Raw genomic sequence first — 15239 nt, forward strand, 5'->3', positions numbered from 1 at the left:
GCATTGATCAGAAACGACGCGCCTGCCCACCGCTAATCAGGTCTCACGGCACATGCTTCGGTGCGCTCGTGCCTGCCGCGCGTGCACGGCTCACCAGCCGGGTGCATTGGCATGGTTCTGGCTCTACGGGTGTCGCGGCCAGCTTCAACGGATTGCAACCGAGCGCGACATCGCGCGGACTATAGCCCATTCAAACATGTGAGGAGCACTGAGATGAATCACGCGGAGATGCAGTTTCTGACGACCGAATTCCCGTACAAAAAGCAGTATGCGAATTTTATCGGCGGCGAATGGGTGCAGCCCGTGGGCGGCGAGTACTTCGACAACGTATCGCCGGTCACCGGCGAGCCCTTCACCTCGATTCCGCGCTCGCGTGAAGCAGACGTCGAACTCGCACTGGATGCAGCGCACCGCGCCAAAGCCGCGTGGGGCAAAACTTCGACGACGGATCGCGCGAACATTCTGAACCGCATTGCCGACCGCATGGAAGCAAACCTGCAGCGCCTTGCCGTCGCCGAAACGATCGACAACGGCAAGCCGCTGCGCGAAACGATGGCCGCCGACATTCCGCTTGCCATCGACCACTTTCGCTACTTCGCCGGCGCCGTGCGCGCGCAGGAAGGCTCGATCTCCGAGATCGACGACGACACCGTGGCCTATCACTTTCACGAGCCGCTCGGCGTGGTCGGCCAGATCATTCCGTGGAATTTCCCGATCCTGATGGCCGTATGGAAGCTCGCGCCCGCGCTCGCGGCCGGCAATTGCGTGGTGCTCAAACCCGCCGAGCAAACGCCCGCGTCGATTCTCGTACTCGTCGAACTGATCCAGGATCTGCTGCCCGCGGGCGTGCTGAACGTCGTGAACGGTTTCGGTCTGGAAGCGGGCAAACCGCTCGCATCGAGCAAGCGCATCGCGAAGATCGCGTTCACAGGCGAGACCACGACCGGCCGCCTGATCATGCAGTACGCAAGCCAGAACATCATTCCGGTCACGCTCGAACTTGGCGGCAAGAGCCCCAACATTTTTTTCGCCGATGTAATGAATCAGGACGACAGCTACTTCGATAAAGCGCTCGAGGGCTTCGCGATGTTCGCGCTGAACCAGGGCGAAGTGTGTACGTGCCCTTCGCGCGTGTTGATCGACGAAAAGATCTACGACCGCTTCATGGAACGTGCATTGAAACGCGTCGCGGCCATTACGCAGGGTCATCCGCTGGATACGAAGACGATGATCGGCGCGCAGGCTTCGCAGGAGCAGTTGGAGAAGATCCTTTCGTATGTCGACCTCGGCAAGCAGGAAGGCGCCGAGTGTCTGATTGGCGGCGAACGCAACGTGCTGGGCGGCGAGTTGAGCAAGGGCTATTACGTGAAGCCGACCGTGTTCCGCGGCAACAACAAGATGCGCATCTTCCAGGAAGAGATCTTCGGGCCAGTGGTTTCCGTCACCACGTTCAGGACCGAAGAAGAAGCGCTCGAGATTGCCAACGACACGCTCTACGGTCTCGGCGCCGGCGTTTGGACACGCGACGGCACGCGCGCCTATCGCTTCGGCCGGCAGATTCAGGCTGGCCGCGTGTGGACCAATTGCTATCACGCGTATCCGGCGCACGCGGCGTTTGGCGGCTACAAGCAATCGGGCATTGGCCGCGAGAATCACAAGATGATGCTCGACCATTATCAGCAGACCAAGAACCTGCTCGTCAGCTATAGCGAGAAACCGCTCGGTTTCTTCTAAGCGTCCAAACACGAGAATTGTGCTGATGCGGGCCGCTATGCGCGGCTCGCTTCATTTCTGCAAGGACATATGATGGCCGACGAAAAGGAAGTGGCTCGCGTGATTGCAACGCCCGCTGCAATCGAGTTGATCGACAGATTGCGCGCGCAACATGGCGATGTGCTGTTCCATCAATCCGGCGGATGTTGCGACGGCAGCGCGCCGATGATGTTTCCGCAAGGCGAATTCATGGTCGGTTCGTCGGACGTGAAGCTCGGCACCATTGCGGGCGTGCCGTTCTACATGAGCGATTCGCAGTTCGAGTACTGGCAGCACACGCAGCTGATTATCGACGTGGTGCCGGGCAACGGCGGCATGTTCTCGCTCGAACGGCCGACTGGTCTGCGCTTTCTCACGCGCTCGCGTCTATTCGCCGACGACGAGAACGCGTGGCTCGCATCGCATCCTGTGCTGCGCGCCGATGCGTGAATTCGCTGCTAGGTCGCGCTGGCGTTTGCGTCGGGGCTCGTCGGGTCTGGACTGGCGTTTGAGCTCGCCGCGCCGCCGATCGCAGGCGCGGCAGGCGCGGCCGGCAGCAACGCGTCGCTGTCATCTTTCAGTCCGACGCCGGTGAGCTCCAGACGCCGCGCATGCGTAAGCAGATAATGCAGCTTGTGCGCAGCGAGCGGATAGTCGAGCCCTTCGGGGCGCACGTTGGAAATGCAATTGCGCTGCGCGTCGCTGCAGCCCACTTTCGGCGCGTACGTGAGATAAATGCCGAGGCTATCCGGCGAACTTAGCCCTGGCCGCTCGCCGATCAGCATCACCACGATCTTCGCGTGCAGCAACTCGCCGATCTCGTCGCCAAGCGCAACGCGTGCCTGCCGCGCGACGACCACAGGCGCGATCTTCCAATCCGCGAGTTGCGGGACCACGGCTTGCAGCAGCGGAACCGCTTGCTTCGATGCAGCGAACGCCGACAACCCGTCGCCGATCACGAACACCACATCAGGCGATTCGTCCGCTAATTGCGCGAGCGCGGCACGGCTTTCTTCCGATAATCGCCGGCCGAGATCGGGACGCCGCAAATAATGCTCGCGATCAGGCGCGGCGCTATGCACATCAAGCGTGCTGAACGACAACGCGTGCAACTGCTGATGTAATGCGTCCGTATCAAGCGGATGATGCACGGCGTCGCGCGCCTGCGCGTGCGAAAGATTGAATGCGAGCAAAGGCGCTGTCGGCACGCTGTTGCCCGCGCGGCCCAATGCAATGCGCGCGTTGGTGAACTGACGCAGCGCATTCCACGGGTTCTTGTCGACAAAGTCGCTCATGCGATACCCATCCAGTCGCGCGCGCCTTCGAGCAGCGGTTGCTGTGCCGATGCGCTCACCAGTGCACCGCGTGCGTCGGTGATCTGCATCGACTCCAGCCATTCCTCGAATTCGGGCGCGCGGCGCAAGCCGAGCACTTCGCGCACATACAGTGCGTCATGAAACGACGTGCTTTGATAATTGAGCATCACGTCGTCCGCACCGGGAATGCCCATGATGAAGTTGATGCCCGCCACGCCAAGCAGCGTGAGCAGGTTGTCCATGTCGTCCTGGTCGGCTTCCGCATGATTCGTGTAGCAGATGTCGCAACCCATCGGCACGCCGAGCAGCTTGCCGCAGAAGTGGTCTTCGAGACCCGCGCGCGTGATCTGCTTGCCGTCATACAGATACTCGGGGCCGATAAAACCCACCACGGTATTCACGAGAAACGGATTGAACTTGCGCGCGACAGCATAGGCGCGCGCCTCGCAAGTCTGTTGATCGACGCCGAAATGCGCATCCGCCGATAATGCGCTGCCCTGTCCGGTTTCAAAGTACATCAGATTGCTGCCGACGGTGCCGCGCTTGAGCGACAGTCCTGCTTCGTATGCTTCCTGCAGCAGCGCCAGCGAAATGCCGAAACCGGCGTTGGCTTTTTCCGTGCCCGCAATCGACTGGAACACGAGGTCGACGGGCGCGCCTTTTTCGATCGCGGCGATTGTGTTGGTGACGTGCGTCAGCACGCAGGACTGAGTGGGTACCTGATAGCGCTGACGGAAATCGTCGATCATCAGCAGCAGTCTGGTGATGGCGGCGAGGTTGTCGCTGGCGGGATTGATGCCGATCATCGCGTCGCCGCAGCCGTACATGAGGCCGTCGAGCATAGAGGCCGCAATACCTTTTACGTCATCCGTCGGATGATTGGGTTGGAGACGCACCGACATGTGACCCGGCAAGCCAACCGTGTTGCGAAAGCGCGTAATCACCGGACGCTTGCGCGCAGCTGCGATCAGGTCCTGATTGCGCATCAGCTTCGAAACGGCTGCCACCATTTCCGGTGTGAGGCCTGAAGCGATACGTGTGAGCGCATCCGCATCCGTCGACGTGCTCAACAGCCAGTTTCGAAAGTCGCCTACCGTCAGATGCGAAATCTCGGCGAATGCCTGCGGCGAATGATCGTCCATCACAAGACGCGTGACTTCGTCGCTTTCGTAGGGAATCAACGCTTCATTCAGGAACGTGCGCAACGGCACCTGCGCCAGCGCCATTTTCGCGGCGACACGTTCCTCCTCGCTCGCCGCCGCGACGCCCGCAAGTTGATCGCCGGAACGTTGCGGGCTCGCCTTCGCCATGAGTGTTTTCAGATCGGCAAAGCGATAAGTGCGGCTGCCGATTGTCTCCGTATAGCTCATTGTCGCGACTCCAGCTTACGTGTGCAGCGCCGCTGCGCGCGCAGCGGCCTGGTTCGTCATTCCCGTCATTCTTCGAGCAATGCGTCCGCCGGCGCGGCCTCGCGTTGTTGGCGCGTCATGAGGAAGTAGACGTAGCCGAGCGCGAGGAAGATGGCAAACACCACGGCGACCAGAAAGTTGAAGTACACCATGGTCGCCAGACAGATGACCGCGGCCACCAGCGCGAACGCCGGGAACAGCGGAAAAAGCGGCGCGCGGAACGGACGCTCAAGGTCCGGTTCTGCGCGGCGCAGCTTGAAGAGCGACAACATGCTGATGATATACATCACGATAGCCCCAAACACGGACATCGTCACGATGTTCGCGGTGAGCGTCTGGCCGCCGAACTGGATCAGCTCGTCGCTGTAGATCGCCGCGATGCCGATCACACCGCCAGCCAGGATCGCGCGATGCGGCGTCTTGAAGCGCGGATGCACTTTCGAAAGCCACTCCGGCAGATAGCCGGCGCGAGCCAGCGCGAAAATCTGCCGCGAATAGCCGAGGATGATGCCGTGAAACGACGCGACGAGACCGAACAGACCGAGCCACACGAGCATGTGCATCCAGCCGCTATTTTCGCCGACGATGAACTTCATCGCTTGCGGCAACGGGTCGTTGATGTTCGACAGCTTCGTCCAGTCGCCGGCCGCGCCCGCGAACACCATCACGCCGATGGCCAGCACCACCAGCGTCAGAATGCCGGCGACGTACGCGATCGGAATGGAACGCCTGGGGTTTTTCGCTTCTTCCGCGGCCATCGCGACGCCTTCAATGGCGAGAAAAAACCAGATCGCGAACGGAATCGCCGCGAACATGCCATTGAAGGAGCCCATGCTGAAGGTATCCGCGCCGGCCCAGCCGCCTTTCGTGAAGTTCGACCACTGAAAGCCCGGCGAAACGACGCCCATGAACACCAGCAATTCGAAAATGGCGAGCAACGTAACGCATAGCTCGAAGGCCGCGGCGATCTGCACGCCGACTATGTTCAAGGCCATGAAGACGAGATACGCGCCCATTGCCGCGTGTTTCGGTTCGAGCCCCGGAAACTGCACGTGCAGATACGCGCCGATTGCAAGCGCAATGGCCGGCGGCGCAAACACGAATTCGACCAGCGTGGCCGCGCCCGCGAGATAGCCGCCGGTCGGGCCGAACGCGTGACGCGCGTAGGCGAACGGGCCGCCCGCATGCGGGATCGAAGTGGTGAGTTCGGTGAAGCTGAAAATGAAAGTGGTGTACATCGCGGCAATAAAGATCGCCGTGATCACGAAGCCGAGCGTACCCGCGCTCGCCCAGCCGTAGCTCCAGCCGAAATATTCGCCGGAAATCACGAGGCCGACCGCGATGCCCCAAAGTTGCCACGTGCCGAGCGTCTGCTTTAACTCGTGATGCGTGACTTTACCGACGTGCTGACTGTTGGACTCTGACTTCATCGGACGCTCCCTGAGTTTGCCGCTTGCTGGACACCGCAAGGCTTTGCGGTGCATGGGCGGGCAGGCTTTCGCCGATGGTAGTGAGCCATTATTCGATGTGTTATCGAAATTCGGCAAAGTTGGGGTTCCGTCCCAGCAGGCTTGATTGGGCGGGTGGGCGGGGCCCGGTTTGGGAATCCCTGCCGGTTGCTCGTTTATCGCGCCGCGGCTGCAGGTGCGTCTGTGTTTTTATAGTCTTTGTATATGTATACGTAGTAATAGTTAACAAGCGATGCCCTCGCTTGTGGATAGCCCCCTAATCGGCGGGCTTTTTTCGCTCCACAGCGGACCTGGCCACGAATGTCCCGAGCTGCAGTGGAATTGCTCACAAAGGGCTGGTGGCAAGGTTATCTGAAGGGACGTTCGAGTGGCTCTTGTTACAGCTCGCGTCGCAAAACGCACGCTTGAGATGTCAGCTACGGCGTGCGACCGCTAGTTCCGGCTAATACGGTGCCGTCGACGAAGTCTCGATAAATCCAAGCTACCAATAGAAAAGACCCATAAGTTTCTCAACTTATGGGTCTGTTTTTCTCAGGTTATGAGGCTATCTTCTACAACACCCCTCAAACATCAATATTCCCCGCCCGCAACGCATTAGATTCAATAAAAGCCCTTCTCGGCTCCACATCATCCCCCATCAGCGTCGTAAAGATACCATCGGCTGCAATAGCATCTTCAATCTGCACGCGAAGCAATCGACGCACAGCCGGATCCATCGTCGTCTCCCAAAGCTGCTCCGGGTTCATCTCGCCCAAGCCTTTATAGCGCTGCTTGGATACATTCCGCTCAGCATCAGCCAACAGCCACTTCATCGCAGACTTGAAGTCGCCAACAGCCATACTCCGCTCACCACGCTTGATAACGGCGCCGGCGCCGATCAATCCCTTGAACGTATTCGCGGTGTTCACCAACTGTTGATAGTCGGCAGTCAATTGAAACTCTTCGTCGAGCACAGAGATTTTCTGATTGCCGTGATGCGTCCGCGCAACCTTCAGCGAGCGCAATTCGCGCACCGGGTCGTACATCGTAGTCACGGTAACCTCGGGCTTCAAAGCATCATCACGCAGCTTTGCTTCAAGAGCCCTGGCCGATGCCTCAGCCGCAGCTTCACTGGAGAGGTCGATTACCACGCCATCCATTACGGCCTCAAGCGCGCCCGCGTCGTACAAGCGGCTCAACCGGTCCACCACCGCCTGCGCCAGCAAATAGGCTCGAGCCAACTCGCCGAGCGCGTCGCCGGTAATCGGCGTCGCGTTCTCGGAAGGCAGCAGCTCCGAACCCTGCAACGCGAGCTTCAGAATGTGAGCATTGACCTCGGTCTCATCCTTCAGATACCGCTCGTCTTTGCCCGCCTTGATCTTGTACAGCGGCGGCTGCGCGATATAGATATACCCACGCTCGATCATCTCCGGCATCTGACGATAGAAGAACGTGAGCAGCAGCGTGCGGATGTGCGCGCCGTCCACGTCAGCATCGGTCATGATGATGATGCGGTGATAACGCAGCTTCTCGAGGTTGTAGTCCTCCTTGCCGATGCCGCAGCCGAGCGCAGTGATTAGCGTGACGATCTGTTCCGAAGAAAGCAGCTTGTCGTAACGCGCCTTCTCCACGTTCAGCACCTTGCCGCGCAGCGGCAGGATCGCCTGGAACTTGCGGTCGCGGCCCTGCTTCGCCGAGCCGCCTGCGGAGTCGCCCTCGACGATATAAATCTCCGACTTCGCCGGATCCTTTTCCTGGCAGTCCGCAAGCTTGCCGGGCAGACCGACGCCGTCGAGCACACCCTTGCGGCGCGTCATCTCGCGCGCCTTGCGGGCCGCGTCGCGCGCGCGAGCTGCGTCGACGATCTTGCTGCAAATGATCTTCGCGTCGTTCGGCGTTTCCAGCAGGAATTCCTCGAGCGCTTTGGCAACCACGTCCTCCACCGGCGCGCGCACTTCCGACGACACCAGCTTGTCCTTGGTCTGCGCGCTGAATTTCGGCTCGGGCACCTTCACCGACAGCACGCACGAAAGGCCTTCGCGCATGTCGTCGCCGGACGTCTCGACCTTCGCCTTTTTCGCGACTTCGTGATCGGCAATGTACTTGTTCAGCACGCGCGTCATGGCCGCGCGCAAACCGGTGAGGTGCGTGCCGCCGTCGCGCTGCGGAATGTTGTTCGTGAAGCACAGCACGTTTTCGTTGTAGCTGTCGTTCCACTGCATGGCCACTTCCACGCCCACGCCGTCTTTCTCGCCACTAACGTGGAAAATGGTGGGGTGCAGCACGCTCTTGGTCTTGTTGATGTACTCGACAAAACCCTTCACGCCGCCGACAAACGCGAAATCGTCTTCCTTGCCCGAACGCTGATCGGTCAAGCGAATGCGCACGCCGTTATTCAGGAACGACAGCTCGCGAATGCGCTTGGCCAGAATGTCGTAGTGATATTCGACGTTGCCGAAGATCGTCTCGTCGGCCATGAAATGCACTTCCGTGCCGCGGTTTTCGGTCTCGCCCACTACCGGAATTGGCGACACGGCCACACCGTCGATCTCTTCAATCACGCGGTTCTGTGGCACGCCGCGGTGGAACTCCATGAAGTGCTTCTTGCCGTCGCGGCGCACGGTCAGGCGCAGCCAAGCGGAGAGCGCGTTCACGCACGAAACGCCCACGCCGTGCAAGCCGCCCGACACCTTGTAGCTGTTCTGGTCGAACTTGCCGCCGGCATGCAGCTCGGTCATCACGATCTCAGCGGCGCTGCGCTTGGGCTCGTGCTTGTCGTCCATCTTCAGGCCGGTCGGCACGCCGCGGCCGTTGTCGGTGATCGAGATGGAGTTATCGGCGTGAATGATCACCTGGATGTCGTTGCAATACCCGGCCAACGCTTCGTCGATCGAGTTGTCGAGCACTTCGAACACGAGGTGGTGCAAACCGGTGCCATCCGATGTATCCCCGATGTACATCCCCGGCCGCTTGCGCACCGCCTCCAGACCTTCGAGGATCTGAATGGACGAGGCGCCGTAGCTGTTGTCGGGTTGCGTATTGTTCGTTTCAGTCATGGATTTTTTCCGGTTCTGCATTACTGCTGGGTTGCTGCTCGGGACTTTTCAAAACGCCATAAAAACGCCAAAGGGGCACTGCGCCCCTTGGTGTGTTCCTGGTATTGGACGCGTCAGATGCGCATCGGCATCACCACGTATTTGAATTCGTCGTTCTCGGGAATCGTGATCAACGCGCTGGAGCTGGCGTCGCCGAGGCTCACTTGCAGCATGTCGACCTTCAGGTTCGCGAGCACGTCGAGCAGATACGTGACGTTGAACCCGATATCGACGCTGTCGCCGTCGTACGCGATTTCCAGTTCTTCCTGCGCCTCTTCCTGATCGGCGTTGGTCGACATGATCTTCAACTGGCCCGGCTCGATGATGCAGCGCACGCCCTTGAATTTGTCCGACGTCAGAATCGCCGCGCGTTGCAGCGAACGCTGCAGTTCTTCACGGCCGATCACGAACTGATTCTTGTGCGACTTCGGAATCACGCGCTGGAAGTCGGGGAATTTTCCTTCCACGAGCTTCGACACGAGTTCCACCTGGCCGAACGTGAACTTCACCTGCGTTTGCGCGATGTCAATCTTCAGCGTGTCGTCGATGTCTTCGAGCAGGCGCTGCAGTTCGAGAATCGTCTTGCGCGGAATGATCACTTCCTGGCGCGCGAACGAGCCCTCGATCTTCATCGACGAAAACGCGAGGCGGTGGCCGTCTGTCGCGACTGCCATCAGCTGGTCGCCATCCACCACCAGCAGCATGCCGTTCAGGTAGTAGCGGATGTCCTGCTGGGCCATCGAAAAATGGACCATGCCGAGCAACTGGCGGAACGTCTTTTGGGGAACCACGAGGCTCGCACCGTAGTCTTTAGCTTGCGCGACCGTCGGGAACTCGTCCGCGGCCAGCGTTTGCAGCGCGAAACGGCTCTTGCCGGATTGCACCGTCAGACGCTTGTCGTTCAGCGTGAGCGTGACCTGGCCGTCGGGCATGGCGCGCAGAATGTCGAGGAGCTTTCTCGCTGCCACCGTCGTCGCCACCGATTCGCCGCCCACGCCGAAATCGGCGCGCGTGGTGATCTGCAACTCCAGGTCGGTTGACAGGAACGACACGTCCGCGCCGTTCTTGGTAATCAGCAAATTGGCGAGGATCGGCAACGTATGGCGGCGTTCGACAATGCCGCTCACGGTTTGCAGCGGCCTGAGGAGGTTATCGCGTTCGGTCTTGACCAGTTGCATAGAGTTCCTTCGTTGATATAACGGTCTGCGCGCCTTCGAGCCGTTCAAGGCATTTCCGCACGCAGCCGTGGCTCCCCGCCGGCGCCACGCAGCGCCTGTCACGGCGTGAAATCCGCCCGCGGCCGCGCCGGGCGGTTAAACCTGTATTGTGCCTGAAAAAGGAACCGCCTCACTAAATTGGGGGCGACTTTGGAAATAAACAGGTCGTTTTTCCACCCGCGCCGCTCAGCCCTTCAGCGTCTGTTCCAGCACGTGCAATTCGTGATTCAGCTGCGCGTCCTTGCTGCGTTCGTCGGCAATTTTGCGCACCGCGTGGAGCACCGTGGTGTGGTCTCGTCCGCCGAACAGTTCGCCGATTTCCGGCAGACTCTTCTGCGTGAGCTCCTTCGCCAGATACATGGCAATCTGCCGCGGCCGCGCGATGTTCGCCGGACGCTTCTTCGAATACATGTCCGCGACCTTGATGCTGTAAAAGTCAGCCACCGTTTTCTGAATGTTTTCCACTGAAATCTGCCGGTTCTGCACCGTCAGCAGATCTTTCAGCGCTTCTTTCGTCAGTTCGATGGTGATTTCGCGACCGTGGAACTTCGAGTACGCGAGAATTTTCCGCAGCGCGCCTTCCAGTTCACGCACGTTCGAACGCAAATGCTTGGCGACGAAAAAGGCGACGTCTTCATTCAGGCTGACGAATTCCGACTGCGCCTTGCGCATCAGAATCGCCACGCGCATTTCCAGCTCGGGCGGCTCGATGGCCACCGTGAGGCCGGAGTCGAAGCGCGAGATCAGGCGGTCGTCGATACCCGAAATTTCCTTCGGATACGTGTCGCTCGTGATGATGACCTGCGCCTTGTTCGCGACGAGCGCCTCGAACGCATAGAAGAACTCTTCCTGCGTGCGCGACTTGCCCGAAAAGAACTGAATATCGTCGATCAGCAGCAGATCCAGCGAGTGGTAGTAGCGCTTGAAGTCGTCGAACGCCTTGCGCTGATACGCCTTCACCACGTCGGACACGTACTGTTCCGCGTGGATGTAACGAATCCGCGCGCCGGCCTTGTCCATCAGCAACTGGTTGCCGATCGCGTGAATCAGGTGAGTCTTGCCCAGACCCACGCCGCCGTAGAGGAAGAGCGGGTTGTACGAAATGCCGGGATTGTCCGCGACCTGGATCGCCGCAGCGCGCGCCAGCTGGTTGGCCTTACCGGTCACGAAGTTGTCGAAGGTCAGTACCGGGTTCAGCTTGGAGCGTTCGTACATCGAGTCGTTGTCGCCCGAGCCGTTCGAGCTCGCGCTCTGGCCGGGACGCCAAGTGCGGCGCGCCGCCGCGGCTTCGTTTGCGTCGAGGCTCGGCAGGTCGAGGTCGGCTGCGTCTTCCGCGGCCGCGCGCGCGTTCGCGTTCTGTGCGGCGAGGGTCGGATTGGCGCGCGCGGCCTGCGCCGCTTGCACCGCGCCGACGGCGGCATTCACAGCCGCATTGCCGCCGGAATTGCTGCCGAAATTGCCGCCCGCATGCGCCGAAGAGGAACCCGCGCGCGGCGCAGCCGGCGCCGCTGCCGCAGGCGCGCGCATGCCGGCTTTCGGGTCGAGGACGAATTGCACGTCGATCGGGGCATGCCAGAAATCGCGGGCCATATCCGCGATGCGGCCGGAGAACTGGCTCTTGACCCAGTCGAGCTTGAAGCGGTTCGGCGCAGCAATGCTGAGCGTGTGCGCAGCGGCGTCGAAGGCGACCGGGGCCAACGGTTTGATCCACGTCACGTACTGCTGGGGCGTGAGTTCACGCTCCAGCAATGCGGAACAGTGTTGCCAGAATTCGTTCATCAAGTTGCTGTCGTTATGGTGTGCACGGGGTTCGCCGCTGCCCCCGTCGCGCGCACGCAACAAGGCCCGGAGCAGCCAGGCGTAACAGCCCCAGGCGCTTGTGCCACAAGGGTTTGCGGGGCAAGCGAGCCGGAGCGGCGTGCATCATTTTTGGGAAGTAAGGCGAGATTCTAACGCCAAATCGGAGCCGGAAGTGAGTTATCCACAGGGACTGATCATCTCGGCCAGCCGCCGGCGCGCGCGGGCGGCACCGGCTAAGCTATTGACGGTCAACGAAAAACGGGTTTAAATAGCGGGTTCCGCGAAAACCAATTCAGCAAACCTCCGGCCATTGCGCTTTCAGCGATGATCGCGCGGTTTTTTTTCGATCAAGTGAGAGCAACATGAAACGTACTTACCAACCTTCCGTTACCCGTCGCAAGCGCACCCACGGCTTTCGCGTTCGCATGAAGACCGCTGGCGGCCGCAAGGTCATCAACGCACGTCGCGCGAAGGGCCGCAAGCGCCTCGCCATCTAAGGCCGGCAAGCGGATTGCGCGCTCTGTCTGCGCGAGGCGTGGCTGCGCCGGGTTTGAACGTGCAAGGTTTGAACGTGCCAGATGACACCCGCGGCAACCCACGCGGCAAAGCGGAACCGGCAGAGGCGGCGCAGCAGGGCTCCGTACCGTTGCGCGCGCAAGCCGCCTTCCCCAAAGCCGCAAGGCTACTGAAAACGGATGAATTTTCATCCGTTTTTCGTTTGCGCCCGTGGCGCCGCACCGCGCACTTCGTCGTGTACGGGCGACCCACCGGCAATGACGCGCGCCTAGGCCTCGTGATCGGCAAGAAGTATGCGCCGCGCGCGGCCACGCGTAATCTGGTACGTCGAATCGCGCGCGAAGCCTTCCGGCTGCGGCGCGCCGAGTTCGGCGGTTGGGATGTGCTGCTGCGTTTGCACACGCGCTTCGACAAAAAAGCGTTGCCGAGCGCCTCGTCGCCACCGTTGAAGGCGTTGTGCCGCAGTGAGATCGAGGCGCTGCTCGACAAGGCAGCGCGCGAAATTGTCCGTCGTCAGGCGCCGCCAGCGGAAGCGCCGAAGACGGAATGACGCTCCGGTGACCGCCCGCTTTTTCGCGCGTGCCGCCGTAGCTTCGTCGGCCGCCGGCAGCGGGCGTCGTCCGGTACTTTACGTTGCGCGGCGCCGTCCGGCCGCATGAGCCATGCAAACGGTACTCATCGCTTTATTGCGCTTTTACAAGCTTGCCGTGAGCCCCATGCTCGGCAATCGGTGCCGTTTTTACCCTTCCTGCTCTGATTACGCGCGCGAAGCAATCCAGTATCATGGCGCCGCGCGCGGGACTTATCTCGCCGCCAGGCGTATTTGCCGCTGCCATCCGTTTTCCGCGGGCGGCATCGATCTCGTCCCGCCTCCCACTTCTGAAAAGCGCTGACGCGCCGTTCCATCGACACTGAGACAACGCATGGATATCAAACGCACCGTCCTATGGGTCATCTTCTTCATGTCAGCGGTCATGCTGTTCGACAACTGGCAACGTGACCACGGACGCCCGTCGATGTTCTTCCCGAGCGCCACGCCGACTAAAACGGCCGGCAGCGCCGCACCGGGAACCACGACGCCGGGAACCCAGCCCGCCGATTTGCCGGCCACCAACGCAACCGCGCCGGCCAACGCGCCGGCGGCCGCGCAATCGCAGCTCGTCAAGTTCAGCACCGACGTCTATAACGGCGAAATCGACACCCGCGGCGGCACGCTGTCGAAGCTGTCGCTCGTCAAGCAGGGCGACGGCAAGCAGCCCGATCTCGTCATCACGCTGTTCGACCGCGCCGGTAATCACACGTACCTGGCGCGCACGGGTCTGCTCGGCGGCGATTTCCCGAATCACAACGACGTCTACACGCTGATGCCGAATCAGCAGACTGATCTGAAGGGCGACCAGAAATCGTTCAGCCTCAGCTTCGAGTCGCCGGTCAAGGGTGGCCTGAAGGTCATCAAGACCTACACGTTCACGCGCGGCAGCTATGTGATCGGCGTCGATACGAAGATTCAGAACGTCGGCACGACCCCGGTGAGCCCGTCGGTCTATATGGAACTGGTGCGCGACGACCAGCCGGTGGAAACGCCGCGCTTCTCGCACACGTTCATCGGGCCGGCTGTCTACACCGACCAGCATCACTTCCAGAAGATGACGTTCGGCGACATCGACAAGAACAAGGAAGACTACGCGAAGCAGGCCGATAACGGCTGGATCGCGATGGTGCAGCATTACTTCGCGTCGGCGTGGATTCCGCAGCAGGGCGCAAAGCGCGACATTTACGTCGAGAAGATCGATCCGGCGCTGTACCGCGTCGGCGTGAAGCAGCCGGTTGCGGCGATTGCGCCGGGGCAGACGGTCGACGTGTCCGCGCGCCTCTTCGCCGGTCCGGAAGAAGAGCGCATGCTCGAAGGCATCGCGCCGGGTCTCGAACTGGTGAAGGATTACGGCTGGGTGACGATCATCGCCAAGCCGCTTTTCTGGCTGCTCGAAAAGATCCACAGCTATGTCGGCAACTGGGGCTGGGCGATCGTGCTGCTCACGCTCTTGATCAAGGCGGTGTTTTTCCCGCTGTCGGCCGCGAGCTACAAGTCGATGGCGCGCATGAAGGCGATCACGCCGCGCATGCAGGCGCTGCGCGAACGCTTCAAGGGCGATCCGCAGAAGATGAACGCCGCGCTGATGGAGCTGTACAAGACCGAGAAGGTGAATCCGTTCGGCGGCTGCCTGCCGGTCGTCATTCAGATTCCGGTGTTCATCTCGCTGTACTGGGTGCTGCTGTCGTCGGTGGAAATGCGCGGCGCGCCGTGGATTCTGTGGATTCACGACCTGTCGCAACAGGACCCGTACTTCATCCTGCCCGTGCTGATGGCCGTGTCCATGTTCCTGCAGACGAAGCTGAACCCCACGCCGCCGGATCCGGTTCAAGCCAAGATGATGATGTTCATGCCGATCGCGTTTTCGGTCATGTTCTTCTTCTTCCCGGCGGGTCTCGTGCTGTACTACGTGGTGAACAACGTGTTGTCCATCGCGCAGCAGTACTACATCACGCGCATGATGGGTCAGTCGAAAGCGAAGCCGGCCTGATCGCAGCCTGAAAAGACGCGGCTACACAGCCGCAAAAACGAAGCCGCCCGGTTCAATGAACCGGGCGGCTTTTTTATGTGCCATGCGAGTGCAAACAGCGCATT

The 15239-nt window shown here is 60.7% G+C and carries 12 protein-coding genes; 6 read left to right on the forward strand and 6 right to left on the reverse strand.

What is annotated here, in order from left to right:
* The first annotated feature begins 213 nt into the window (after positions 1-213).
* On the forward strand, positions 214-1734 hold the full coding sequence (adh, locus tag A3AC_RS0107100; protein ID WP_025598084.1) for an aldehyde dehydrogenase: 1521 nt from the start codon (positions 214-216) through the stop codon (positions 1732-1734).
* 72 nt (positions 1735-1806) lie between these two features.
* A complete protein-coding gene (locus tag A3AC_RS0107105; RefSeq protein ID WP_025598085.1) occupies positions 1807-2202 on the forward strand; it encodes a DUF779 domain-containing protein in 396 nt (131 codons plus the stop codon).
* Positions 2203-2210: 8 nt separating this feature from the next.
* Here the strand turns inward: A3AC_RS0107105 and eutC are convergent, their stop codons facing one another.
* From eutC to dnaA, 6 genes are all read right to left on the reverse strand, one after another.
* Entirely contained in the window at positions 2211-3047 is an 837-nt protein-coding gene (gene eutC, locus A3AC_RS0107110; protein ID WP_025598086.1) for an ethanolamine ammonia-lyase subunit EutC, read from the reverse strand.
* Complete coding sequence (locus A3AC_RS0107115) at positions 3044-4438, reverse strand: ethanolamine ammonia-lyase subunit EutB (protein WP_025598087.1); 1395 nt, start codon at positions 4436-4438, stop codon at positions 3044-3046. The genes eutC and A3AC_RS0107115 overlap by 4 nt, the downstream gene beginning before the upstream one ends.
* A gap of 65 nt (positions 4439-4503) precedes the next feature.
* A complete protein-coding gene (gene eat, locus A3AC_RS0107120; RefSeq protein ID WP_025598088.1) occupies positions 4504-5907 on the reverse strand; it encodes an ethanolamine permease in 1404 nt (467 codons plus the stop codon).
* A gap of 602 nt (positions 5908-6509) precedes the next feature.
* On the reverse strand, positions 6510-8981 hold the full coding sequence (gene gyrB / locus A3AC_RS0107125; protein ID WP_025598089.1) for a DNA topoisomerase (ATP-hydrolyzing) subunit B: 2472 nt from the start codon (positions 8979-8981) through the stop codon (positions 6510-6512).
* Between the two features lie 113 nt (positions 8982-9094).
* Entirely contained in the window at positions 9095-10198 is a 1104-nt protein-coding gene (dnaN, locus tag A3AC_RS0107130) for a DNA polymerase III subunit beta (RefSeq protein WP_025598090.1), read from the reverse strand.
* A 225-nt stretch (positions 10199-10423) separates the two neighbouring features.
* Entirely contained in the window at positions 10424-12016 is a 1593-nt protein-coding gene (dnaA, locus tag A3AC_RS0107135) for a chromosomal replication initiator protein DnaA (protein ID WP_025598091.1), read from the reverse strand.
* Between the two features lie 383 nt (positions 12017-12399).
* On the opposite strand from dnaA, the gene rpmH reads away from it, so the two are divergent.
* The 4 genes from rpmH to yidC all read left to right on the forward strand — a co-directional run bounded on the left by rpmH (position 12400) and on the right by yidC (position 15135).
* On the forward strand, positions 12400-12534 hold the full coding sequence (rpmH, locus tag A3AC_RS0107140) for a 50S ribosomal protein L34 (RefSeq protein WP_004198824.1): 135 nt from the start codon (positions 12400-12402) through the stop codon (positions 12532-12534).
* A 59-nt stretch (positions 12535-12593) separates the two neighbouring features.
* On the forward strand, positions 12594-13103 hold the full coding sequence (locus tag A3AC_RS0107145; RefSeq protein ID WP_198017976.1) for a ribonuclease P protein component: 510 nt from the start codon (positions 12594-12596) through the stop codon (positions 13101-13103).
* 112 nt (positions 13104-13215) lie between these two features.
* Positions 13216-13446, forward strand: coding sequence for a membrane protein insertion efficiency factor YidD (yidD, locus tag A3AC_RS0107150; RefSeq protein WP_006050604.1), 231 nt, complete (start codon positions 13216-13218; stop codon positions 13444-13446).
* A gap of 30 nt (positions 13447-13476) precedes the next feature.
* Positions 13477-15135, forward strand: a complete 1659-nt coding sequence (yidC, locus tag A3AC_RS0107155; protein WP_025598093.1) for a membrane protein insertase YidC — start codon at positions 13477-13479, stop codon at positions 15133-15135.
* Positions 15136-15239 lie beyond the last annotated feature (104 nt).

The organism is Burkholderia sp. WSM2230, assembly GCF_000472445.1.
GTDB lineage: Bacteria > Pseudomonadota > Gammaproteobacteria > Burkholderiales > Burkholderiaceae > Paraburkholderia.